At 63.0% G+C, this 23,827-nt stretch carries 23 protein-coding genes; 7 read left to right on the top strand and 16 right to left on the bottom strand.

Annotated elements, in window-relative coordinates; genetic code table 11:
* Positions 1-10 precede the first annotated feature (10 nt).
* The 10 genes from LPB072_RS01555 to LPB072_RS23320 form a co-directional block, all read right to left on the bottom strand.
* Positions 11-1,618 (bottom strand): cation:proton antiporter, encoded by a 1,608-nt coding sequence (locus LPB072_RS01555; RefSeq protein ID WP_066095221.1) that lies wholly within the window; start codon positions 1,616-1,618, stop codon positions 11-13.
* Between the two features lie 265 nt (positions 1,619-1,883).
* A complete protein-coding gene (locus LPB072_RS01550) occupies positions 1,884-2,306 on the bottom strand; it encodes a nuclear transport factor 2 family protein (RefSeq protein WP_066095218.1) in 423 nt (140 codons plus the stop codon).
* A gap of 1 nt (position 2,307) precedes the next feature.
* A complete protein-coding gene (locus tag LPB072_RS01545) occupies positions 2,308-3,063 on the bottom strand; it encodes an SDR family NAD(P)-dependent oxidoreductase (RefSeq protein ID WP_066095215.1) in 756 nt (251 codons plus the stop codon).
* Between the two features lie 7 nt (positions 3,064-3,070).
* Positions 3,071-3,607, bottom strand: coding sequence for a DUF3833 domain-containing protein (locus LPB072_RS01540; protein WP_066095212.1), 537 nt, complete (start codon positions 3,605-3,607; stop codon positions 3,071-3,073).
* Positions 3,604-4,839 carry an MFS transporter gene (locus LPB072_RS01535; protein WP_066095210.1) on the bottom strand — a complete coding sequence of 412 codons (1,236 nt, stop codon included), beginning with the start codon at positions 4,837-4,839 and terminating at the stop codon, positions 3,604-3,606. The genes LPB072_RS01540 and LPB072_RS01535 overlap by 4 nt, the downstream gene beginning before the upstream one ends.
* Before the next feature lie 5 nt (positions 4,840-4,844).
* Complete coding sequence (locus LPB072_RS01530) at positions 4,845-5,360, bottom strand: chalcone isomerase family protein (protein ID WP_197508892.1); 516 nt, start codon at positions 5,358-5,360, stop codon at positions 4,845-4,847.
* Complete coding sequence (locus LPB072_RS01525; RefSeq protein ID WP_066095204.1) at positions 5,347-6,534, bottom strand: SAM-dependent methyltransferase; 1,188 nt, start codon at positions 6,532-6,534, stop codon at positions 5,347-5,349. Before LPB072_RS01525 ends, LPB072_RS01530 begins: the two co-directional genes overlap by 14 nt.
* On the bottom strand, positions 6,531-7,340 hold the full coding sequence (locus LPB072_RS01520) for a DUF1365 domain-containing protein (protein ID WP_231943380.1): 810 nt from the start codon (positions 7,338-7,340) through the stop codon (positions 6,531-6,533). Before LPB072_RS01520 ends, LPB072_RS01525 begins: the two co-directional genes overlap by 4 nt.
* A complete protein-coding gene (locus LPB072_RS01515; RefSeq protein ID WP_066095201.1) occupies positions 7,333-8,652 on the bottom strand; it encodes an NAD(P)/FAD-dependent oxidoreductase in 1,320 nt (439 codons plus the stop codon). The genes LPB072_RS01520 and LPB072_RS01515 overlap by 8 nt, the downstream gene beginning before the upstream one ends.
* 12 nt (positions 8,653-8,664) lie before the next feature.
* Positions 8,665-8,814, bottom strand: coding sequence for a hypothetical protein (locus tag LPB072_RS23320; RefSeq protein WP_157559216.1), 150 nt, complete (start codon positions 8,812-8,814; stop codon positions 8,665-8,667).
* 84 nt (positions 8,815-8,898) lie between these two features.
* Between LPB072_RS23320 and LPB072_RS01510 the strand changes: the two genes are divergently transcribed.
* Positions 8,899-9,837 (top strand): MerR family transcriptional regulator, encoded by a 939-nt coding sequence (locus LPB072_RS01510; protein WP_066095198.1) that lies wholly within the window; start codon positions 8,899-8,901, stop codon positions 9,835-9,837.
* Between the two features lie 66 nt (positions 9,838-9,903).
* Here the strand turns inward: LPB072_RS01510 and LPB072_RS01505 are convergent, their stop codons facing one another.
* Positions 9,904-12,534, bottom strand: coding sequence for a TRAP transporter permease (locus tag LPB072_RS01505; RefSeq protein WP_082877129.1), 2,631 nt, complete (start codon positions 12,532-12,534; stop codon positions 9,904-9,906).
* A 47-nt stretch (positions 12,535-12,581) separates the two neighbouring features.
* On the bottom strand, positions 12,582-13,373 hold the full coding sequence (locus LPB072_RS01500) for an exodeoxyribonuclease III (protein WP_066095466.1): 792 nt from the start codon (positions 13,371-13,373) through the stop codon (positions 12,582-12,584).
* Between the two features lie 10 nt (positions 13,374-13,383).
* Between LPB072_RS01500 and pyrE the strand changes: the two genes are divergently transcribed.
* The gene (gene pyrE / locus LPB072_RS01495) at positions 13,384-14,100 is read left to right on the top strand and encodes an orotate phosphoribosyltransferase (protein ID WP_066095192.1); all 717 of its coding nucleotides are present in this window, start codon (positions 13,384-13,386) and stop codon (positions 14,098-14,100) included.
* An 11-nt stretch (positions 14,101-14,111) separates the two neighbouring features.
* On the top strand, positions 14,112-14,759 hold the full coding sequence (locus LPB072_RS01490) for a DUF4124 domain-containing protein (RefSeq protein ID WP_231943379.1): 648 nt from the start codon (positions 14,112-14,114) through the stop codon (positions 14,757-14,759).
* A 67-nt stretch (positions 14,760-14,826) separates the two neighbouring features.
* Here LPB072_RS01490 and gatB read toward each other — a convergent pair whose 3' ends face one another.
* Genes gatB through gatC form a run of 3 tightly spaced genes read right to left on the bottom strand, consistent with a single transcriptional unit; the run spans position 14,827 to position 18,079 of the window.
* Entirely contained in the window at positions 14,827-16,281 is a 1,455-nt protein-coding gene (gatB, locus tag LPB072_RS01485) for an Asp-tRNA(Asn)/Glu-tRNA(Gln) amidotransferase subunit GatB (protein WP_066095190.1), read from the bottom strand.
* A 2-nt stretch (positions 16,282-16,283) separates the two neighbouring features.
* Positions 16,284-17,783 (bottom strand): Asp-tRNA(Asn)/Glu-tRNA(Gln) amidotransferase subunit GatA, encoded by a 1,500-nt coding sequence (gene gatA, locus LPB072_RS01480; protein ID WP_066095187.1) that lies wholly within the window; start codon positions 17,781-17,783, stop codon positions 16,284-16,286.
* On the bottom strand, positions 17,780-18,079 hold the full coding sequence (gene gatC / locus LPB072_RS01475) for an Asp-tRNA(Asn)/Glu-tRNA(Gln) amidotransferase subunit GatC (protein ID WP_066095184.1): 300 nt from the start codon (positions 18,077-18,079) through the stop codon (positions 17,780-17,782). The genes gatA and gatC overlap by 4 nt, the downstream gene beginning before the upstream one ends.
* 273 nt (positions 18,080-18,352) lie before the next feature.
* Here gatC and LPB072_RS01470 point away from each other — a divergent pair, with 273 nt between their 5' ends.
* The 4 genes from LPB072_RS01470 to mrdA are packed head-to-tail and all read left to right on the top strand — an operon-like array spanning position 18,353 to position 22,896.
* On the top strand, positions 18,353-19,396 hold the full coding sequence (locus LPB072_RS01470; protein ID WP_066095182.1) for a rod shape-determining protein: 1,044 nt from the start codon (positions 18,353-18,355) through the stop codon (positions 19,394-19,396).
* A 52-nt stretch (positions 19,397-19,448) separates the two neighbouring features.
* Positions 19,449-20,378, top strand: a complete 930-nt coding sequence (gene mreC, locus LPB072_RS01465) for a rod shape-determining protein MreC (RefSeq protein WP_066095180.1) — start codon at positions 19,449-19,451, stop codon at positions 20,376-20,378.
* Positions 20,375-20,905, top strand: coding sequence for a rod shape-determining protein MreD (gene mreD / locus LPB072_RS01460; protein WP_066095177.1), 531 nt, complete (start codon positions 20,375-20,377; stop codon positions 20,903-20,905). Before mreC ends, mreD begins: the two co-directional genes overlap by 4 nt.
* 2 nt (positions 20,906-20,907) lie before the next feature.
* Entirely contained in the window at positions 20,908-22,896 is a 1,989-nt protein-coding gene (mrdA, locus tag LPB072_RS01455) for a penicillin-binding protein 2 (protein WP_066095175.1), read from the top strand.
* A 39-nt stretch (positions 22,897-22,935) separates the two neighbouring features.
* On the opposite strand, the gene LPB072_RS01450 is transcribed toward mrdA, so the two are convergent.
* Positions 22,936-23,694, bottom strand: coding sequence for a sulfite exporter TauE/SafE family protein (locus LPB072_RS01450; RefSeq protein ID WP_066095173.1), 759 nt, complete (start codon positions 23,692-23,694; stop codon positions 22,936-22,938).
* Between the last annotated feature and the right edge of the window lie 133 nt (positions 23,695-23,827).

Genomic DNA, 23,827 nt, shown 5'->3' with positions numbered 1-23,827 from the left:
GCTCACGCCATCAGACCGCCCGCCAACCCATCCGGTCCAGGCTGATCTCCGCCAAGTCAAGGTCCAGCTCCAGCTCCTGCACGATGGCCGGCGCCACACCCTCCTCCTGCTGCAAGCGTCCCAGCTCTCGGCGCTGAGCCGACAGCACCTGCATCGACAGCGCGCGCTGCTCGACCAGGTCGCGCGGGTCCATCGGTGGCGCCTTGCCGCTGACCGCGCCGAGCGTGGCCATGCGGTGTGCGTGCAAGCGTTTGAGCGCGACCACCCATTGCCGCACCCGCGGCGAAGCATTGCCCAGTGGCACCGCATTGATCACGCTCAGGGCCACTTCGGCCACGGCCACCCTTGTGTGCAGGGCCGCGGCTGCGTCGCTGGTTTCCCGGGTGCTGCGCAGTTTCACAAAGGGCAGCACCAGCCCACTCAACAACAGCGTGGCACCGATGGTGCCCGCCGCCAGAAACACCGCCAGATCGCGCCCCGGCATGGCTTCGCTCGCGGCAGTGAACAATGGGATCGACAAGGTTGCGCTCAAGGCCAGGGAGCCTCGAACACCACACAACACCGTGACCCAGATCGCCGCGCCGGAGCCGAGCAAGCAGTCTTCATCCTGCGTCTGTTTGCGCCGCGACCACGCGTCCAGCGCCAGGGTCCACAAGAGGCGCACCGTGAACAGCGTGGCGGTCAGCAGCGCCACATAGCCCAGCAAGTTCCAACCGCTGTAGCCTTCCACGCGATGAAGCACCTGGCGCATTTGCAATCCCAGAATGACAAATACCGTGCCGTTCAACACAAAGGTCAAAGTGCCCCACAAGGCATTGCCGTGTTGCCGGGTGGTGGCGCGCAGATGATTGCGCTCGAGCTCCCCCGCACACAGCCCGGCGGCCACCACCGCCAACACCCCCGACACACCCAGCATCTCGCTGGCGAGGTAGGCCGCATAAGGCGTCAACAGCGACAAGGTGGTATCAACCCGGATGCTGTCTGGCCCGTCGGATTGCAGGAAATGCCGCAGGGCGGTGACCACGGCCGCCACCGACGCCCCAGTGGCCAGGCCACCCACGGACACGGTGAACAAGGAGCGGGCCGCTTCGCCGGTCGAAAAGTGGGCCGACACCGCTGCGGCCACCGCCACCTTGAACGCCACCAGCGCCACCGAATCGTTCAGCAAGCTTTCGCCGCTCAACAAAGTTTGCAAACGCTGCGGCAAAGGAATCCGCGCGATGACCGAGCTCACCGCCACGGTGTCGGTCGACGCCAGCGCCGCGGCCAACGCGAAGGCCACCGCCAAGGGCATGTCGGGCACCAAGGCGTGCAAGCCAAAGCCCACGATCAAGGTGGTCACCGCCACCAGGCCCAAAGCCATGCCGAGCACGGGTTGGATGGAGCGCATCAGGTCGCGCTTGGGAATGTGCCGCGCCTCGACATACAACAGCGGCGGCACCAGCATCACAAACAACAACGCCGACTGCTCCCGCAAATCGTCCAGCCCCACGAAGGCCGACAACACCACGCCGGCCCCAATCTGCAATGCGGCCATGGGCACCGGCAGCTTGCGGCCCACCGATTGCAAAACCGCCACCACCCCAATCACCGCAAACGCCAGCTCGATATACGTCATCTCTAGTCCCCAAAGCCCAACAAACCTACCGCTTGCCCACCGTCACATCAAGACAGATCAAAGGCGCGCACGCGGCAACCCGTCGCAATCCGCGCCAGCGGCATCCCATGCCATGTGGGCTTGTTGCGACAGAAGGGAGTGTTGTTGGGCAAAGTGGAGGCGTGATGGACGCCGCTCCACACTGCGTCCACAGTTGTGTGAGAGGACTATCGAGGTCCGCTGCCGCGCATCGGCAGCAGCTTGAGCGAGCGAAGCCCCGCCCGGGTCAGGCGGCCAGGCGCCGCTTCAATGCGCGCAGCAACCAGCCCAACACCGGCAGCTTCATGTAGAGCTCTTCGCCGGTGTCCCAGTAATCGCGGTGCAGACTGACCTTGCCTTCGCAGTTGAACTGGAAGTGGGTCACGCCGTTGACCAACTGCGGTCGAACCGTTTTGCCCACGCGCACGCCAAACTCAAAGGTCCAGACCAGCATGGCGCTGTCACCTTGCACGATGCGTTCGCTCACCACGAAGCGCGGAGCCTCCACCTGGGTGAACATGTGGCGAAAGATGTGCTCGATGGCGGGCACGCCGTTGACATCGTTGAACGGGTCCTTGAAACGCGCGTCGACCGCGTACAAATCGGCGATGCGCGAGACCGTCTCTGGCGAGACGGATTCAAAGAATTCCACCAAAGGATCGATCAACATCTCAAGCCCCGGTCATGCGCTTCACGAGCGGAAAGTACAAACGGTAGGGCAGCAAGGACAGCAGCTTGAGCACCCGCGTGAAACGCTTGGGAAAGTGGATTTCAAAACCGCCACTGGCCAGCCCGTCCATGATGTCTTTCGCCGCCTGTTCGGGCGTGATGAGCGCGGGCATCTTGAAATCGTTTTTGGCGGTCAGGCGCGTCGAAACGAACCCGGGGTTGATCACCCACACACCAATGCCTTTGTCGGTGAGGTCAATGTAGAGGCACTCCGCAAAATGGATCAAGGCCGCTTTGCCCGAGCCATAGGCCAGCGACTTGGGCAAACCCTGGTAACCCGCCACGCTGGCCACCAGCGCGATGCCACCGCCGGCTTTCAGCGCAGGCATGGCCGCGGCGGTCAAACGCACGGCACCGTGAAAATTCACGTCCACCACCTGTTCGAGAACGGCCACGTCCAGCGTGTCGGCCTGCATGGGTTCGTAGCCACCCGCCATGTACACCACCAGGTCCACCCCGCCCCATTCGGCCACCAGCGCGTCGCGCGCCGCGGTCAGCGTCTCGGCTTGGGTGCTGTCACAAGGCAGCAGCAGGGCGCCCTGAATGTCCAGGGCCTCCAGCGAAGCGCGCTTGCGCGAGGACAGCGCCAGCCTGGCGCCCTGTGCCGCCAGGGCATGGGCCAGCGCCGCGCCGATGCCGGCGGACGCGCCCACCAGCCACACGCGTTTGCCCGACCAGTTGTTGATTTTCGGATTCATGCCGCCTTCAACGTTTGGTGAAACTCAGGGTGGCGTCACCCAGATGCACGCCCCATTTGCTCATGGCCGCGCGGTTGAGCATGACACGGTCGTCCATCAGGTACATCCAGTCGTCGAAGTTCACGTTGTACACCTTGCCGTCCACCGGCAGCGCCATCACATAGCGCCAGTGGAACGCGTTGCCTGCCACGTGCCCAATGGCCTCGCCGACCACGTCGTCCGCCGTGCCCCGGTAGCTGCCATCGGGCTGGCGCTTGAGCGTCCAGACGCGGCGCGACTTCGTGCCGTCGTTCCATTCAAAGGCTTCGTCGAGCACGCCGGTATCACCCTCCCATTTGGCCTCCATCACCACCGTGAAGCGGCGCTGCACTTCACCATTGCGCCCCTGAAAGATGCCCCAGGCATCGATGGTGCCGTTGAAGTAGGTGCGCAAGTCGAGTTCGGGCTTCTCGTTCCTGTATTTCGACACGTCAACGGTGCCGCAGCCCGCGACCCCCAGCGCCAGGGCAAGGGACAAAAAGACAGCTTTGAAAGTTCGGGTCATGGTTGGGTCTCCAGGTCGTGCCGCCAGCGCCACAAAAGGGCTGCGGCCAGGGTTTTGAACACAAGGGGAAGCGCGGCGTAAGCGAAGCGCAGCGCCGGCAGGCCCTCGCCACTGCCGGGCACATAAGAAAGCAAAGCGAGCAAAGGCAAGGCCAGACCCGCGGCCAGGGCCAGGTTCAGCTTGGCGGCAAAATTCCAGACGCCAAAACAGGCGCCACTGAGTTTTTGCCGCTCGCCCAGATCGGCCGCCATGGCCGCTGGCAAAGCCAGATCCGCGCCCAGCGCCAGACCCGACATCACGCAGATGACGGCAAACAGCGCCACGTCGCCCGCGCCGAGCAGGCCCGCACCGGCGAACGCCACCACCGACAACACCATCGCCAGCAGCCAGGCGCGCACGCGGCCCCATCGCCCCGCCAGCGCCACCCAGACGGGCAGCGAGAGCGCGCCGGCCAAAAAATACAGGCCCAACAGGGGCCCGCTGACCGGTTCGTTCAACAGCACATCGGCAACAAAAAACAGGAAGAGCGTGGCGGGCAACGCCGAGGCAATGCCACTGAGCAAAAACACCGCCAGCAAGCGCCGGAACGCGCCGTCGTTCAACACGCGTTGCAGGCTGGGCAGCAATGGCGCAGGGCTGGCTTGCACGATCGGGCCGCTCACAGCAGCGCTCTGCACTTGAAGAAAGAACCAGGCGGCGGCAGGCACCAGCAAGGCGATCAACACCCACGACAAACGCGCCGTGCCGATGCTCAGGTCGGTCGCCAACACGGTAGGCAAGGTCGCGGCCAGCAAAACACCGACCAGACCAAATCCTTCGCGCGCCGCGGTGAGCCGGGTGCGCACGCGAGGGCTTTCTGTCATGCCCGCGCCGTGGGCCTGGTAAGCCACGGTCGCGGCAGAAAAGCCCAGGTAGGTCAGGAGCAAGGCGCCGAGCAGCCACAGCGCCGGGTGGCTGAGCATGGGGTTGAGCAGCGCCACGAACCCCACCGTGAACGGCAACAAAGCCCAGGCGATCATGCGCGGGCGCGAGTAACGGTCGGCCAGCCAGCCCAGCCAGGGATCGGTGAAGGCATCAAACAGCCGGGCGATCAGCAAGAGCCCGCCCAGCATGGCCAGATCGAGCCCAGTCACCTGCTCGTAAAAGCGCGGCACGTGCACGTAGATCGGCAGGGCTGCAAACGACAGCGGCAGCGCCAACACGCCATACGACAACACGCGGCCGGTTTGCATGGTGGTCAAGCCGGTCGCTTCAGCAGTGCGTCGCGCAGCTTGGGCTCGCTGGTTCGCGGGTCGAGCCAGATGGCGAAGAAGGTCTGGGCAAATTCGGCACCGGCGATGTCGCCAACGGGCTGATCGTTGAAGAAGAACCGCGCCCGGTCGGGCAACTGCAAGCCCACAATCTGGTCGCCAGGTTTCACGTTGGGGAAGATGGCCTGCATCTGGTCGCCCCAGCGGGCCAACTGCGCGTCGGTGGCGTCGAAGCGGCGCATCTGGTCGACGCTGGCGTCGGCGATTGCCTTGCCGTCGATGTTGCGTTTGTAGGTCAGGCCCAAAGCCAGCGGCGGCTTGACCGGCGCGGTGTCACCGGCCCACAAGGTGGCCTCGTAGACCAGAAAGCCAAAGCGGCGGAACTCGCCACTCCCCCATGGCCGCAGGTTCGGCGCCGCGGCGGTCAATGCACCCGGCGCTTCTTTGGCCCAGGCAGCCAGCGGCAGCGCCAGCAGCGCCAGCCCTGCGTCACGCCGGCGCATGAGCCAGTTCGAATTGCACGACATTGACATTGCCCGACAGGAAGCCCGCTTCGCAGTACGCGAGGTAGAAGCGCCACAGGCGGCGGAAGTTCTCGTCGAAGCCTTGCGCGGCGATGGTGGGCCACTGCGCTTCGAAGGCCACACGCCATTCGCTCAGCGTGCGCGCGTAGTCTTCACCAAATGCGAACTCGTCTTTCACCACCAGGCCTTGTTTGGCCGCTGCGGCGTGCAGCGCACTGCTGGAGGGCAACATGCCGCCGGGGAACACGTATTGCTGGATGAAGTCGGTGCCTTTTCGGTAGGCGCCAAACAGGTCGTCTCGAATGGTGATGGTTTGCAGCATCACCTTGCCGCCCGGCTCAAGAGCGTCGGCCACTTTCTTGAAATAGGTCGGCCACCAGCGCTCGCCCACGGCTTCGAACATCTCGATCGACACCACGTGGTCGTAGCGCTCGGTGAGGTCGCGGTAGTCTTGAAGGCGCAGGTCGGCCGAAGGCAAGCGGTCCTGCGCCCACTTGAGCTGTTCTTGCGACAGCGTGACACCGGTGACGTTGAGCCCCTGGCGCGTCGCCGCTTCGGCCAGGCCGCCCCAGCCGCAGCCGATCTCCAGAATGCGCTCGCCCGGCTTGGCGCCGAGGCGGTCGAGCATGCGCTGGTATTTGGCGTGTTGTGCGCTCTCCAGGTCCTGGTCGATCGAGCTGAACAGGGCGCTGGAGTAGGTCATGCCCGGATCGAGCCAGAGCTTGTAGAAATCGTTGCCCAGGTCGTAGTGGGCCATGATGTTGCGCTTGCTGCCGGCCCTGGAATTGCCATTGAGCCAATGGCGCACGCGGGCGGCCAACAGGCTGCGCCAGGAACCGTAGACAGCGCGCTTCAGGGCGTCGCGGTTGTCGGCCAGGAGCTTGAGCAGCGCGGTGAGGTCAGGAGAATCCCAGTGGCCGTCCAGGTACGACTCGGCAAAGCCGATGTCCCCTTTGGCCAGCACCTCATCAAACATCGCCATGTCGCGCACTTGCAGATGCACCTTGGTAGAGCCTTCGCCAAACCAGGTGCTGCTGCCATCGGGCCAGCGCATCTCCAGCTGGCCTCCGCGCAGGCTATTCAACAGGTCGCCAACGGTGGCGGCAGCGCGGCCCATCTGGCGCTGCGGGGTCAGGGTCATCGTGGTGGTCATGGTTTGTTTCCTTGCAAGGCTTCTTGATGGGGGATGGGGGATCTGGCGCCAACAAACGGCACCTTCTTCAACCACAGGCGCACGGCCTGCCAATGAATGCGGAAAACCACACCCAGCGTCAGCGCGGGCATGTGCGCCACGGCCGACAGAAGTGCCCTGTTGGACCACTTCCGGGTCTTGCCCGACAACGCGGTGAGCAACAGGGGCCCTTCGCTGTCGGCGTAGTCAATGCGGATACGCTGCACATCGCGGTTCAGGTTCAGGACAAAGCGGTAGCCGCCCTCGACCTTGTTGAACGGCGACACATGCAGGGCTTTTTCGGCCTGCAGCACCTGGCCATCCTTCAAGGGCACTCCGGCGGGGTGGTGCAGCAGGTAGTTGTGGCGCTCGCCAAAGGTGTTGCTCACCTCGGCCAGCATCGCGATCAATTCGCCTCTGGCGTTGTGACAGAGCCAGAAACTCACCGGGTTGAAGACAAAGCCGAACACGCGAGGGAAGGTTTGCAGCACCACCTCACCGTCGTCTGGCAAACCATGTTCACGCAGGATGCGCTGTATCCAGGGCAACAAAGGCGAGCCGTCGCGCGGACCATGATCGCGGCGATGAAAGCTCAGGACATTGAAGCGGTCGACCGAGAACAGCCGGTTGGCCGACTGCGCCAGTTGGCTCAAGGGCAGACGGACGAAGAACACCGGGTACACGAAGGCGTGCACGGTGGGACGCAGGCGTCGGTGCATCACATGGCCGACCTGCAAAGTCGGCCCCGCGCACATGCCCGCGCCGGACGTTGCGCCGTGGTCAGGCATGGACCTCACCCTGGCTGGTCGCGCTCAACGCTTGCTGCCATGGTGCCCTCACCCCCATGGCGTTCACCACGCGCAAGGCCGAATTCAACCCGTCTTCGTGGAAACCGTAGCCGCCCCAGGCTCCAGCCAGCCAGATGCCGTTGTCGCCCTGAATCTGTGCGAGGCGCCGCTGCGCTTCAATCGCCGGGCGGTCGAAGATCGGATGGTCGTATTCGAAGCTGGCCAGGACCTTGGCCGGATCGGGTTCCTCGGCGGGATTCAGGGTCACCACCACGGGCGCCTTGAAAGGCAAGGGCTGCAGCCGGTTGATCAGGTAGGACACGCCGACCGGTTGAGCGCCGGGTTCGCCGTGGCCCGCAAAGTAGTTCCATGCCGACCACATGCGCTCGTCGCGTGGCAGCAAGCGGCGGTCGGTGTGCAACACCGCGCGGTTGGGCTGGTAGCGCACCGCAGCGAGCACCACTTGTTGCGCGGGTGTGGCGGCGTCGCCCAACAGCCTCAGCGACTGGTCGCTGTGGCAAGCCATCACCACCTGATCAAAACCCTCGCTGCCTGTGGCGTGGTGCACCTGCAGACCGCCGGCCAGGCGTTGGATGGCATGCACGGGGCAGCCCAGACGAACATCAGCCAGTTGATCCGCGATTTTGTTCACATACGAGCGACTGCCGCCCTGTACCGTGCGCCACATGGGCCGGTCAAAGACCTGCAACAAGCCATGGTTCTGGCAAAAGCGCACGAAGGTGAGCAGCGGCATGTCGAGCATTTGCTCGGTGGGACAGGACCAGATGGCGGCCGCCATGGGCAACAAGTACCAGTCAGAGAAGCTCTTGGCGTAACGGCCCGTCGACAGGAAATCGCGCAAGCTGCGGTCTTCACCGGGGTGTGCTGCCAGCCAGGCGTTGCTCTCGCGGTTGAAACGCAGGATGTCACCCAGCATGGCCCAGAACTGGGTGCGCAGCAGGTTGCGCTTCTGGCCAAAGATGGTGAACAGATTGCTGCCTGCCCATTCCAGATCGGGGTTTTTCAAGCTGACTGCAAACGTCATCTCGCTTTGCACACTGGCCACCCCCAGGTGATCAAACATCGCGATCAGGTTGGGATAGGTGCGGTCGTTGAACACGAGAAAGCCGGTGTCTACCGGGTAGGTTTGCCCTTCCAGCGTGACATCCACTGTGTTCGCGTGGCCACCCAGACGTGGCTGCGCTTCAAACAGGGTCACCCGGTGACCGGGTGATTGGCGCTGCAGCAACCAGGCGGTTGCCAGACCCGAGATGCCAGAGCCGATCACAGCGGTGCGTTGAGAATTGCTCATATGGGTTTTCCTTCAAAAGGCCTTGCGGCGCGAATCGCAGCCATCGGGGCTGGCGTTGAACTGGGTACGCTGCTTTGACGCCAACGGATTCACAGCCGCCCCAAGGTCACGGGCAACAGTGGCGAACGGCTTGCCTGAACAGATGGCGGAGTGGTTGAGCATGCTTACTTTGTCCTGGACAAATTGATATTTAGACGTAAGATAGCCACCATCCAACCTTTTGTCAACTATTTGTCTAGGACAAACATGTCAAAACCCCTTTTTAATATTGCAACCGTCGAGCGCGACGTGGGGTTGTCCAAGGACGTCCTGCGCGTTTGGGAGCGCCGCTACGGCTTTCCCTCACCCGAGCGTGATGCCCATGGCGAGCGCCTGTATCCCTTTGAACAGGTCGAACGCCTGAGGCTCTTGAAACGGCTGATGGACCAGGGCCACCGCCCCGGGCGCTTGATGGCCTTGCCTGAAGCGGAACTGGCGGCGTTGGTCAAGGTCAGGCCGAACGCCACCGAAGAAAGCACGCAGGGCAACACCGGGGCGCTGGACGCAGTGATCTCATTGATCAAAAACCACGATGCAACCGGCTTTGACCAGGCGTTGCAACAGCGCCTGGCAAAAGAAGGCCTGCAGCGCTTTGTCCAGGACACCATGGCGCCACTGACCAGCATGATCGGACAGGCCTGGGAAGACGGAAGCATCGAGGTCTACGAAGAACACCTGTTTACCGAGCTCAGCAACCGCCTGCTGAGAAAGGCGATTTCCGGGGTGCCGGGCGGCCAGGCACCCCGCGTGATGCTGACCACCCTGCCGGATGAGCCACACGGGCTGGGCCTTCTCATGGTCGAAAGTGCTTTGTCGCTCGAAGGCGCGCACTGCATACCACTGGGCACTCAAATGCCCCTGATGTCCATCGTTGATGCGGCGCGCGCGCACCGCGCCGACGTGGTGGCGCTGTCGTTTTCAGCGGCCTTCCCGGCGCGCCAGATTCCACCTTTGCTGCAGCAATTGCATGGGTTGCTCCCCGAAGGCGTGGTGCTGTGGGCAGGTGGGGCGGGCGTCGGCCGCCTCGCCCAGCAATCGGGCGTTCGTTTGATGGTCTCGCTGGCCGAAGTGCAGACCGCCGCGGTCGAATGGCAGGCGGCAGCGAAAAGCGTGACCAGCACCCAGACCCAACCCCCATCGGCCTGACTTGACCGACCCGGCCAAAGACGCGGTGCGCCACAGGACCATCCCGGCCGCCCAATCGCGGCGCAACTAGATCGCGGCGTGCGGTGCCATTGCAGCGGCACCGGCTTTCTTGCGGCGCCATTGGCGCCACACCACCCAGCCAATCAAAGCAAGCGCCGGCAGGAACATCCATTCTTTGGACAGCCGCGCACTGGCTATCTCGACCGCATCGATACGAAACCCTTGCTCGATACCGACTTTGGATGCGTGGCCACCGAAGGTGACGCTGTTGACCAGAAAACCGGCCTCGGACCGCTCGGCATCGATTCCACTGTGCAACAGGCGCAGTTCGGCGCTGCTGGCCCTGGCGCCCAGCGCCAGCAAAACACCCCGCTCCACCGCCTTGCCTTCCAGGGTCATGCCACTGAAGAACACCCGCATCTGGGCGCCATTGGGGGCTTCAACCAGCGCCTTTTCAGCGGCTGCGCCCTGCAATTTCTGGTAGGGGTCGAGCAGCGGGTCCAGGAACATGCCGGGGTGGAACAGCATGAACACAGCCACCAGCATCACAAGCCGCTCCAGGATGGTGCTGCGCACCAGAAGCCAGGCTTGGTTGACCGAGATGAACGCGAAGCCGGCCAAGGCGGCACTCGCCACAGTGAGCATGGTGTGAGCGACGCCATGCACGTCAATCAGCAGCAACTGGGGGTTGAGCACGAACATGAACGGCAACAAAGCCATGCGCATGGAGTACCGAAAAGCCACCACCCCGGTGCGGATGGGATCGGCCACGGCGATGCTCGCGGCGGCATAGGAGGCCAGGCCCACCGGCGGCGTGATGTCGGCCATCAGCCCGAAGTAAAAAACAAACAAATGGGCGGCGATCAACGGCACCAGCAAGCCGTTTTGCGCACCAATGGACACGATCACCGGCGCCATCAACGTGGACACCACGATGTAGCTCGCGGTGGTCGGCAAGCCTGTGCCCAGCACCAGGCAGATCATCGCCACCAAACCCAGCATCACGATGATGTTGCCGCCCGACAGCGCCGTCACCAGATCGGTCATGGCCAGTCCCACGCCGGTGAGCGTGAGCGTGCCCACCAGAATGCCGGCGGTGGCGGTGGCGATGGCCACCGTGACCATGTTGCGCGCCCCTGAAGCCAGGCCCTCGATCAAGTCCTGCAACCCGCGCCAGGCCGCCGCGCTGCTGAAGCCCTCCCCGCGGTACCAGGCCAGCAAGGGCCGCTGGGTCAGCACGATCAGGCCGAGAAACGCCGTGGCCCAGAATGCGGCGCGTGTGGGCTGCATTTTTTCCACCACCAGGTTCCACACCAGGGCGCCCACGGGCAACAGGTAGTGCATGCCCGAGCGCAAGGTGGGCCCAACCTCGGGAAGCCGGGTGATCGGGACATCGGCCGCATTGATCGCGGTCACATGCGAAGCGCTCATGCGAAGCAACAAGGCATAGGCAAGCAGCAGCACCACCGCCATCACCACGAACGACAGGTCCGGCAGCAGCGCATGCACCAATGCGCCGCCAAAAGACACCACAGCCAGCACAAAGGCAATGCCCATGAAGCCGATCGAAAAATTCCCCAGCGACCGCTGCCACACGGGCGAAGCGCGCTTGGGCAAGCCCCGCAAATCGCCCTTCACCGCTTCCAGGTGCACGATGTAAAGCAAGCCCAGGTAAGACACCATGGCGGAGATCAGCGCGTGTTTCAGCACATCGATGTAGGCCACGCCGACGTACTCCACCATCAGGAACGCCGCCGCGCCCATCACCGGCGGCATCACCTGCCCGTTCACCGACGCGGCCACCTCGATGGCCGCGGCCTTCTCGGCGGGGTAGCCCACGCGCTTGATCAGGGGAATCGTCAACGGCCCGGTGGTCACCACGTTGGTGATCGAAGAACCGGAAATCATGCCGGTCGCGGCCGACGCCACCACCGCCGCCTTGGCCGGTCCGCCGCGCATGTGGCCCAGCAAGGCCACCGCACTGCGGATGAAATAGCTGCCCGCGCCGGCCGTTTCCAGCAAAGCGCCGAACAACACAAACAAGAAGATGAGCCCCGCCGACACGCCCAATGCCACCCCAAACACCCCCTCGGTGGTGAGCCACAAATGGTTCATGGTCTTGCCCACCGACGCGCTCTGGTGGGCAATCATTTCGGGCATGTATTCGCCAAAAAGGATGTAGCCCAGCAGCACCAGCGCCAGCACCACCATGGGCAAACCCAGGACCCGGCGCGTGGCCTCCAGCAACAAGGTCACACCCACCACCGCGGCCACGATTTCGAAGTCCCTCGGATTGCCGGTGTGCGCCGTCACCGATGCGTAGAACAACCACAGGTAGCCCGCACTGAGCGCCGCCAAAACGGCCAGCAAGCGGTCGCCCAGGGGCAGGCGATCAACCGGCGAGCGGCGCGTTGCCGGAAAGGCCAGAAACGCCAGCAACACCGCGAACGCCAGATGCAACGAACGGGTGCGCGCCTGATTGAGCGCCAGCACCTCGAACATCTCTGACAACGGGGATGCCATCCACAGCTGGAACAAGGCCCAGCACAACCCCACCCACACCATCACCTTCGCCGAACGGCCCTGCGGATGGCGAGGCCCCATCAGGATGCTGGAGAGGTGGACGCGCGCCTCCTCGCCGTCCATCTGTACGGCTCTGCCACGGGAATGCAGGAAGGGGTCGGTATGGAGAGCCATGTGGTTTCAAGTCATGCGATTGAAGCCACACAGCGCGACATCGAAACTCAGACCTTGAAATCGTATTCGATCGTCAGCGGGGCGTGATCGCTGAACTTCTGATCCTTGTACACCGAGGCCCGGCGAGCGCCGGCCGCAAGCGCAGGCGTGGCCAGGTGGTAGTCCAGACGCCACCCCACGTTGTTCGCATAGGCCTGGCCGCGGTTGCTCCACCAGGTGTAGGCGGTCTCGGTGGCCTCCGGGTGCAGCTGGCGGTACACATCAACGATGCCGCCGACCGTCAGGAACTGGGTCATCCATGCGCGCTCTTCGGGCGTGAAGCCGCTGTTTTTCTGGTTGCTGCGCCAGTTCTTCAGGTCGATGTTCTGGTGGGCGATGTTGATGTCGCCACACAAAATGAACTCCCGCTGGCTTTTGAGCGCCATCAGGTGGGGATACATCAAGTTGAGGAAACGGAACTTCGCCGCCTGGCGTTCCTCGCCTGAAGAGCCGCTGGGAAAGTACGAGCTGATGATGGAATATTTGGTTTTGGGTGTGTCAAAGCGCAGCTCGACATAACGGCCTTCGCTGTCGAACTCCCCACCGTCAAAGCCCACCAGCACATCGCTGGGCTCCAGCGCGGTATAGATGCCTGCGCCCGAATAGCCTTTTTTCTCGGCGAAGTGAAAGTGGCCTTTCAGGCCTGCCAGCGCTTCGAACTTGCCGGCCACATCGGGCGCCTGCGCCTTGACCTCCTGCACGCAAATACAATCGGGCTCGTGCTTGGCCAGCCAGTCTTCCAGTCCCTTGGAAGTGGCCGAACGGATACCGTTGAGGTTGAGGCTGGTGAGTTTGAACAAGGATTTCCCCATGGTTTTGAAACAAGGCACGCCCGGTGCTTCGGCGAACAACGCCACCGATGCACAGGCGTTTGTGCAGTTTTGCATCGAATCGGGCGTTTTGCGCTTTGGTGAATTCAAAACCAAAGCCGGTCGTCTGTCGCCCTATTTCTTCAACGCCGGGCTGTTTGACGACGGCGCCAAACTGGGCCGTCTCGCACAATTCTATGCACAAGCACTGGTGGCCAGCGGCATCGAGTTCGACATGATCTTTGGTCCAGCCTACAAAGGCATCCCCCTGGGAGCGGCGGTGGCCATCGAACTCGCCCGCATGGGACGCAATGTGCCCTTCGCCTACAACCGCAAGGAAGCCAAAGACCACGGCGAAGGTGGCACCCTGGTAGGCGCGCCACTCAAAGGCCGCGTGCTGATCGTCGACGATGTGATGAGTGCAGGCACCGCCGCACGCGAATCCATTGCACTGATCAAGGCCGCCGGGGCCACACCGCATGCGGTGGTCATCGCGCTGGATCGGCAGGAAAAAGCCACCGAGGTGGACGAACAGGGCCAGGTCAGGGATGTGGACCACAGCGCCGTGCAGTTTGTACAGCAGCAATTGGGCCTACAGGTTTGCGCAATTGCAGGCCTTTCCGATTTGTTGCAGTATCTATCCTCGCAGTCTGGCGGGGAAATCGCCAGCCACAGAGACCGGGTGATGGCATACCGCCAACGCTACGGCGTCGAATGAGGAATTTATCCGTGTCGTTTCACCGCTCCATTTTTGCCCCAGCCACGCACGCCACCGGTGCACTGATGTGTCTGCTGACGTTGGCGCCGGGCGCCAGCGCTCAGAACACCAGCGGGATCTACACCTGTGTCGACTCGCGCGGGCGCACGCTCACCTCTGACCGCCCCATTGCAGCCTGCCTGGATCGGGAGCAACGCGTGCTCAACAACGCGGGTATTGTCAAACGCGTGGTCCCGCCCAGCTACACCGCCGAAGAACGCGCGGTCATCGATGCAAAGCGTCGGCGGGAACAGGCCGAGGTGGCACGCGTGCAGGAAGAGAAGCGGCGCGACCGGGCGCTGCTTCTGCGCTATCCCGATGTGGCCATGCACAACAAAGAGCGTGAAGATGCGCTGTCGCAAATCGACGATGTCATCAAGGCGGTGAACAAGCGCGGCAAAACACTGGAAGAGCAACGCAAGGAAATCGCCATCGAGCTGGAGTTCTATCAAAACGACGAGAGCAAGGCGCCTTCATGGCTCAAACGCCGCATTGAAGACAACCAGGAACAAATGAGAATTCAGCAGCGCTTCCTGATCGAACAGGCGCAGGAAAAACAGCGCGTCACAACCCGGTTTGACGAGGAACTGATCAAACTGCGCCAGCTCTGGGCCCAGTAACCCAAACGGGTGCCATACCCGGGCAGCTGGGAGCCAGCCCTGCTGGCCCCTGCCCTGCTCCGTCAGGTCAATTCAGCTTTTCACGCAGCAGATCGTTCACCTGCTGCGGATTCGCCTTGCCTTTGCTGGCCTTCATGCACAGACCCACCAAGGCGTTGAAGGCCTTCTCTTTGCCCGCCTTGAACTGCTCCACCATCTCGGCGTTGGCCGCCAGCACATCGTCGATGATTTTCACGACCGCGCCGCTGTCGTTCATCTGCTTGAGACCCTTGGCCTCGATGACCGCATCCACGTCAGCGCCATCGCCCGACCACAACGCCTCCATCACTTGTTTGGCGGCATTGTTGGACACGGTTCCATCTGCGATGCGCTTGAGCAATGCGGCCAACAGGTCGGCCCCCACAGGCGCTTGCTCAACACCCTTTTCCTCGGCATTCAATCGCCGTGAGACTTCCCCCATGACCCAGTTGCTGGCCATCTTGGCCTGGCCGCTGGCCTTGGCCGCCGTTTCAAAATACGCCGCCATCGCAGGGCTTTGCGTGAGCGTGCTGGCGTCGTACTCGGGCAGGCCATAGGTGTCCACGAACCGCTGCGCCATCTGGCGTGGCAGCTCGGGCATCTCCGTGCGCACCTGCTCCACCCATTCGCGCGAGACCACCAGCGGCGGCAAGTCCGGATCAGGGAAGTAGCGGTAATCGGCCGCGTCTTCCTTGGTGCGCATGGCGCGGGTTTCGCCCGTGTCCGGATCGAACAGCACAGTGGCTTGCTGGATCTCGAAACCGTCTTCAATCTGCTCGATCTGCCACCGGATCTCGTAGTCCATGGCTTGCTGCATGAACTTGAACGAGTTCAGGTTCTTGATCTCGCGCCGTGTACCCAAAGGAGCCCCGGGCTTGCGCACCGACACGTTGGCATCGCAGCGGAAGCTGCCTTCCTGCATGTTGCCATCGCACACCCCGATCCAGGTCACGATCTTGTGCAGCTCCTTGGCATAGGCCACCGCTTCGGCGGTCGAGCGCATGTCGGGCTCGGTCACGATTTCCAGCAGTGGTGTGCCAGCGCGGTTGAGGTCAATGCCGGACTGCCCGATAAAGTCTTCGTGCAGCGATTTGCCAGCGTCTTCTTCCAGGTGCGCGCGCACCAGGCGTACCGTCTTCTTCTCCTCGCCGAGCAGGAACGACACTTCGCCACCCTGCACCACCGGGATCTCGAACTGGCTGATCTGGTAACCCTTGGGCAGGTCGGGATAGAAGTAGTTTTTGCGTGCAAACACGCTCTCTTCAGCGATGTGCGAACCCAGCGCCAGACCCAGACGGATCGCATGGGCCACGGCCTCGCGGTTCATCACCGGCAAAGTGCCTGGCAAGGCCATGTCCACCGCGCATGCCTGGGTATTGGGTTCGGCGCCAAACGCGGTCGACGCGCGGCTGAAAATTTTGGATTGGGTGGCAAGCTGGGCGTGGGTTTCGAAACCGATCACGACCTCGTAGCCCTGCACCAACAGCGACTTGGGGGAACTCATATTCAGAAACCTTCAGGTGTGCGCGTGTGCCAATCGGTGGCCAGCTGGAAAGCGTGTGCCGCTTGCAGCAGCTCGCCTTCCTTGAAGTAGTTGCCGACCAGCTGGAGTCCCACGGGCATGTTGCCCGCGCCGAATCCGGCCGGCACGCTCATGCCAGGCAGGCCAGCCAACGAGGTGGACAGCGTGTAAATGTCGGCCAGGTAGTTGGCCAGCGGATCAGCGCTCTTTTCGCCGATCTTCCACGCCACGGTTGGCGCGACGGGCCCGGCGATCACATCGCATTGCGACGCAAACGCCTGCTGGAAATCCTGAGCGATCAAACGGCGGATCTTCTGCGCCTGCAGGTAGTACGCGTCGTAGTACCCATGGCTCAGCACATAGGTGCCGATCATGATGCGGCGCTGCACTTCGGGGCCAAAGCCTTCACTGCGCGACTTCCTGTACATGTCGTTCAGGTCGTCGAATTTCTCCGCGCGGTGGCCGAACTTCACCCCATCGAAACGGCTCAGGTTGCTCGACGCTTCGGCTGGGGCGATCACGTAGTAAACGGGGATCGACAACTCGGTGCGTGGCAATGAAATGTCCACCAGCGTGGCGCCCAGCTTTTCGTACTCGGTCAGCGCGGCACGCACCGTGGCGAGGACATCGGGGGCGCAACCTTCACCGAAAAATTCTTTGGGCAGTCCGATGCGCAAGCCTTTGAGCGGCAACGCAGCCGAGGCACCGACGCGCGGTTGAGCCAGGGCCAACGAATAATTCTCAGCAGGATGGTCCAGGCTGGTGGAATCGCGGTCGATGTCAGGCCCGGCCATGGCGCTCAGCAACACGGCGCAGTCGGCGGCGCTGCGTGCCATGGGGCCAGCCTGATCCAGGCTGGAGGCAAAGGCCACCATGCCGTAGCGCGAGCAGCGGCCGTAGGTGGGCTTGATGCCCGTGATACCGGTGAAGCTGGCGGGTTGGCGGATGGAGCCGCCAGTGTCGGTACCGGTTGCCGCAGGCACCAGGCGCGCAGCCACGGCGGCAGCGCTGCCGCCCGAAGAGCCCCCGGGCACGCGCGCCGTGTCCCAGGGGTTGTGCGCCGGCGCGTAGGCCGAGTTGTCGTTGCCCGAGCCCATGGCGAACTCATCGCAATTCAGCTTGCCCAGCGTGACCGCTCCGGCGGCTGCCAGGCGCTGCACCACGGTGGCGTCAAACGGGCTCTGGTAACCCTCCAGCATCCTGGAGCCGGCAGTGGTGGGGAAATCGGTGGTCACAAAGATGTCTTTGTGCGCCAGGGGTACCCCCAGAAGGGCACCGCGTTCGCCAGCGGCAACCCGGGCGTCTGCCACCTTGGCCTGCGCCATCGTGGCGTCTTCGTTGAAGGCGAGGTAGGCGCCCAGCCCCTCATGCACCTTGGCGCGGCTCAACAAATGCTGGGCGGCCTCAACAGCGGAGGTCTTTTTGTCGGCGATGGCAGCGGCCAGCTCGGCCACCCCCATCTGGTGCAAATCGGTGGCGCTCATTCGATGACTTTCGGCACAAGAAACAGTCCGCGCTCCACAGCAGGCGCACTCTTCTGGTTGGCTTCACGGTTGTTGGGCTCACTGGCCACATCAGGGCGCAAGCGCAGGCTCACGTGGTCGATCACGGCGGTGGGGTGGGCCAGAGGCTCCACGCCAACGGTGTCGACGGCATTCATTTGCTCAACGATGTCAAAAAAACCGTTGAGCTGGGTCAGCAAACGCTCGCTGTGCTCGCTGGAAAGCTCCAAGCGGGCCAGGTTGGCAATGCGCCCAATGTCGGACGAGGTCAGGGACATGGCAGGTGGGGAAATCCGTTGTAAGTGAAAAGAAACCACCCGAAGTGCAAATAAAGCTGCTGAAACGGGTTGTAAAGTGCCAGTAGGGGCAATGGGTGCGCACCTTTACGCACAGGGGATACGGTATTATCCAAGGTTTAGCGGTCAAGGCGTCCCAAGGGCGCTTTTTGCCGTTGAATCAAATACTTAACACCGCTCCCCCAGACACTTGGCGACGGCCGCGCCAGAACAACAAAGCCCAAGCGCGTCCCCGCACCACCGGATTTTTGCACCATGTTTGAATCGTTCCGTCGGAATTTTTCGACCGACCTCGCCATCGACCTCGGCACCGCCAATACCCTGATTTACGTTCGCGGCAAGGGCATCGTGCTCGACGAGCCATCGGTCGTATCCATTCGCCACGAAGGCGGCCCACAGGGCAAAAAAACCATTCAGGCCGTTGGGCATGAAGCCAAGGCCATGTTGGGCAAGGTGCCCGGCAACATCGAGGCCATCCGCCCGATGAAAGACGGCGTGATCGCTGACTTTACCGTCACCGAACAGATGCTCAAGCAGTTCATCAAGATGGTGCACCCGCGCTCGATGTTCCGCCCAAGCCCCCGCATCATCATCTGTGTGCCGTGCGGCTCAACCCAGGTCGAGCGCCGCGCCATCCGCGAATCCGCGCTCGGCGCCGGTGCCTCCGAGGTCTACCTGATCGAAGAGCCGATGGCCGCGGCCATCGGTGCAGGCCTGCCGGTATCCGAAGCATCGGGCTCCATGGTGGTCGACATCGGCGGCGGAACGACCGAAGTCGGCGTGATCTCCCTGGGCGGCATGGTCTACAAAGGCAGCGTGCGGGTCGGTGGCGACCGTTTTGACGACGCCATCATTGCCTACATCCGCCGCAACTACGGCATGTTGATTGGCGAGCCGACGGCCGAAGCGATCAAGAAAAACATCGGCTCGGCCTTCCCCGGCTCTGAAGTCAAGGAAATGGAAGTCAAGGGCCGCAACCTGAGCGAAGGCGTGCCCCGCAGCTTCACGATCTCCAGCAACGAGATCCTGGAAGCCCTGACCGACCCGCTGAACAACATCGTGTCCGCCGTCAAGATGGCGCTGGAGCACACGCCACCCGAGCTGGGTGCCGACATCGCCGAGCGCGGCATGATGCTCACCGGCGGTGGCGCATTGCTGCGCGACCTGGACCGCCTCCTGGCCGAAGAGACCGGTCTGCCCGTACTGGTGGCCGAAGAGCCGCTGACCTGCGTGGTGCGCGGTTGTGGCATGGCCCTGGAGCGCATGGAGCGCCTGGGCACCATCTTCACAAACGAGTAAGCCTTGAGCGCCGGGCAGCGCTTTCACCGCCAGCCCGACCGACCCCGCTGACATGCCATTAGGCACCCTGGACCGCACCCCACCCCCGTTTTTTAAACAGGGTCCATCGGCCCTGTCCAAACTCATGGTATTCAGCGCTGTCGCGCTGTTTCTCATGGTGGCCGACATGCGGTTCAGCATCACGGTTCCTGTGCGCAGCGCACTGGCCACGGTGCTTTATCCGATGCAATGGCTGGTGATGCAGCCGGTGCGCGCCGCCGGCGAAGCAGGCACCTACTTCACCAGCCTGCACAAAGCGCAGGCGAGCGAGAACGCGGCCCTGGTGAAACTCGCAACCCAATCGGAACACGCGCTGCAGGTCGAGCAGCTTCGGCTGGAAAACCAGCGCCTTCGTGAGTTGCTGGCGATGCGCGAGCGCATCCTGGCTCCCTCGATTGGCGCCCAGGTGCTCTACGATGCGGCCGACCCGTTTTCACGCCGCGTGGTGATCGACCGCGGCCAAACGCATGGCGTGGTCGCCGGATCGCCTGTCATCGACGACAACGGCGTGCTCGGCCAGGTCACACGGGTCTACCCGTTGATGTCGGAAGTCACCCTGTTGATCGACAGCGACTACGCCATCCCCGTTCTCAACGTGCGCACCGGTGTTCGAAGCGTGGCTTTTGGTCGCACAGGACCTTCGGGGGAAGACCTTGAGTTGCGCTACACACTGGCCAACGCCGATATCGAGCAAGGTGATTTGCTGACCACGACAGGGGTTGACGGGGTGTTCCCGCCGGGCTTGCCTGTGGCGCGCGTGAAAGACGTGGGCGAGCGCGCCGAATCGTCGTTCAACCGCATCAGCTGCACGCCACTGGCACGGGTTCACGGCGCCCTGCACGTGCTGGTTCTCACGCCTGTCGGGCTGAACCTGCCGCCTTCCCCGATGCTGCCGAAGCCCGGCGCATCCACCCCAATCACCACCGACGGGGTCAAACGATGATCATGCGCCCAGGCCAGCAACTCCTGTTGCCCGCCAATCCGGTTTTCATCTGGTTCACCCTGCTGGGGGCCATGCTGCTCAACACATTCCTGAGCTCAGGCATTTGGGGCCGCGCTGCCTGGGCGCCCGATCTGCTGGCCATCACGCTTGTCTTCTGGGGCGTGCACCAGCCCCTCCGAATCGGGGTCGGTGTGGCTTTTGTATTCGGCCTGGCCATGGACGTTCAACAAGGCGCCCTGCTGGGGCAACACGCCTTGGCCTACACCGTTCTTGCCTTTCTGGCGGTGTCCATTCACCGCCGCTTGCTCTGGTTTGACGTGCTCACCCAGGCGGTGCAGATCTTGCCACTGTTGCTGGTCTCTCATCTGCTGCAGTTGATTGTTCGCATGATCGCGGGCGGCTCCTTCCCTGGCTGGGCGCTTTTGCTCAGCCCGGTGATTGAAAGTGCCTTGTGGCCAGTGGTCACCGTGCTGTTGCTCGCACCGCAGCGCCGGGCGCCGGACCCTGACAACAACCGGCCGCTCTGAAGATGACCGAGCTTCGCAACGTCGACGCCGATATCGCGCTGTTTCGCACACGCGTACTGGTCATTGGCCTGACCGTTTTTGTCGCCTTTGGCCTTTTGGTTTCAAGGATGGTGTACCTGCAGGTGGTGCGCCATGAAGACCTGCAAGCCCAGGCTGAAAGCAACCGAACGGCAGTGCTGCCCGTGGTGCCCAACCGGGGCCAGATTCTTGACCGCTTTGGCCGCGTGCTGGCGACCAATTTTTCCGCCTACACCCTGGAAATCACCCCGTCCGAGGTTGACGACCTCGATGCCACCATTGAAGAGCTGGCGCTGCTTCTCGACATCACACCGCGTGACAAGCGGCGCTTCAGCAAGCTCGTTTCAGAATCGCGCCGCTTCGACTCATTGCCCATCCGTTCGCGCCTGACCGACGAAGAGGTGGCGCGCTTCACGGTTCAGCGCTACCGCTTTCCCGGCGTCGATGTGCGCGCACGCTTGATACGCCACTACCCGAATGGCGAGGTGGCCAGCCATGTCATCGGCTACATCGGCCGCATCAATCAGCGCGAAAAAGAGCAGATTGAAGACTGGCCCGATGAAGACCAGGCCAACTACCGCGGCACCGACCACATCGGCAAGCTGGGCGCCGAACAGCACTACGAACGAGAGCTGCACGGACAGACCGGCTTCGAACGCGTCGAGACCTCGGCGGGTGGCCAGGCCGTGCGCCTGCTTGCCAACACGCCAGCGGTTCCTGGCAACACCGTCAGGCTGGCGATCGACATCAAGCTGCAGAAGCTCATCGAAGACATGTTTGGCGAGCGGCGCGGTGCCCTTGTGGCCATCGACCCGCGCAACGGTGAGGTTCTGGCGTTTGTCAGCAAGCCCACATTTGACCCCAACCTGTTTGTCGAAGGCATCGACGAAGAGAACTGGAAGCTGCTGAACGAATCACTCGACAAACCCTTGCTCAACCGCGCCTTGCGCGGCACCTACCCACCGGGCTCCACCTACAAGCCGTTCATGGCCATGGCGGCGCTGGAGACCGGCGCCCGCAGCGCGAGCACGGTGATCAACGACCCGGGCTACTGGATGTTTGGCAACCACCGTTTCCGCAGCCACGGTGACGGGGGTCTCGGTGCAGTGGACATGCGCCGCAGCATCATCAAGTCGAGCAACGTGTACTACTACTCCCTCGCCAACGAGATGGGCGTGGACGCCATGCACGACTTCATGGCCCCTCTGGGTTTTGGCCAGATCACCGGCATCGACCTGCGCGGCGAAGTGCGCGGTGTCCTGCCCAATCAGGAATGGAAGCGCAACGCCTACAAACGTCCCGAACAGCAGCGCTGGTACGCGGGCGAGACCATTTCGCTGGGCATCGGCCAGGGCTACAACAACTTCACCATGCTGCAAGTGGCCCATGCCATGGCCACGCTGGCCAACGGCGGTATCAAGCACCAGCCCCATCTCATGCTGGCCACCGAAGACACCGTGACGCACGAGCGCAACCCGATGCCCGTTAGCGAAGCCGTCAACCTTGGATTCAAACGCGCCAACATCGACGTGGTGTTGCGCGCCATGCAAGGTGTGACCACAGAGGGCACCAGCGCCCGCGTTTTCGCAGGCGCCGAGTATGAAAGTGGCGGCAAAACCGGCACCGCTCAGGCGGTGGGCATCGGACAGAAAGACCGCTATGACGCACGCAAGCTCGAAGAACACCAGCGCGATCACTCGCTCTACCTGGCCTTTGCGCCGGTAGACAAACCGCGCATCGCACTGGCGGTGGTGGTTGAAAACGCAGGTTTTGGCTCTGCCAACGCCGCGCCCATCGCCCGCCGTGTCTTTGATTACCTGTTGCTCGATCAATACCCCAACGCCCAGGATCTCAAGGCCGTACAGAGAGGTGAGGCCTCTTCCCCTTCGGGTACACCACTCAAGGCCAGCGAAGTCCCCTGGCCCATCGATCCCGATGCGCCAAAGACCGCAGTCGAAAAGCCATCACCTTGATCCGGTCGCCGTCTTGACCGCCTGCAGCGGTGCGGCTGGTCAACCAAGCCAGGCGTCGTAACCCGTCTTCACGATCAGCGCCCCGACCACCACGATAAATGCCCAGCGCACAAAGCCGCTGCCATGCTTGAGCGCCAACCGCGTGCCCATCAAACTCCCCACCACATTGGCCACCGCCATGGCCAGGGCGAAGTGCCACCACACATGGCCTTTGACGGCAAAGAGAATCAATGCCGCCAGATTGGACGTGACATTGAGCAGTTTGGCGCTGGCGCTGGCGTGCAAAAAATCGTAGCCCAGCCAGCGCACGAACAGGAAAACAAAGAAGCTGCCCGTGCCTGGGCCAAAAAACCCGTCGTAGAAGCCAATGGTCAACCCCAGCAGCGCGGCCGCCATGGCTTCCGCTCGGCCTGTGTACCGGGGCAAATGGTGTCGCCCGAGATCCTTTCGTGCCAGGGTGTAGACGAACACGCCCAGCAACACCAGCGGCAAGAGGCGGCGCAAGAAATCGGGCGATATCACCGTGACCGTCCACGCGCCCAGCATGGAGCCCCCAAAACACACCGCCGCCGCGGGCAACAACGAGCGCCAGGGCATGTGCACCCGCTGCGCGTACTGCACTGTCGCCGCCGCGGTGCCCCAGATGGAGGCGCTCTTGGTGGTGCCCAACAGTGTGGCGGGATGGGTATTGGGAAACACCGCGAACATCGCCGGTACGAGGATCAGGCCGCCTCCACCCACGATGGCGTCGACAAAGCCTGCAAAAAGCGACGCCAGGGTGACCAGAAACAATTCCATGGCCGCGATTGTCGCCGCCCGCGCGAAGGCCTTCGCGGTTCTTCGGGGCCAGGGACTGAAAAACCTGCCTGTGTCGGCAGTGCCAGGATCATCAGCGGTGCCTCAGCCTCGGCCTCGGCCTTTGGTCCAGGTT

Origin of the sequence: Hydrogenophaga crassostreae (assembly GCF_001761385.1) — a bacterium.
Taxonomy (GTDB): domain Bacteria; phylum Pseudomonadota; class Gammaproteobacteria; order Burkholderiales; family Burkholderiaceae_C; genus Hydrogenophaga; species Hydrogenophaga crassostreae.
This window is presented reverse-complemented; position numbering and strand designations above follow the sequence as displayed.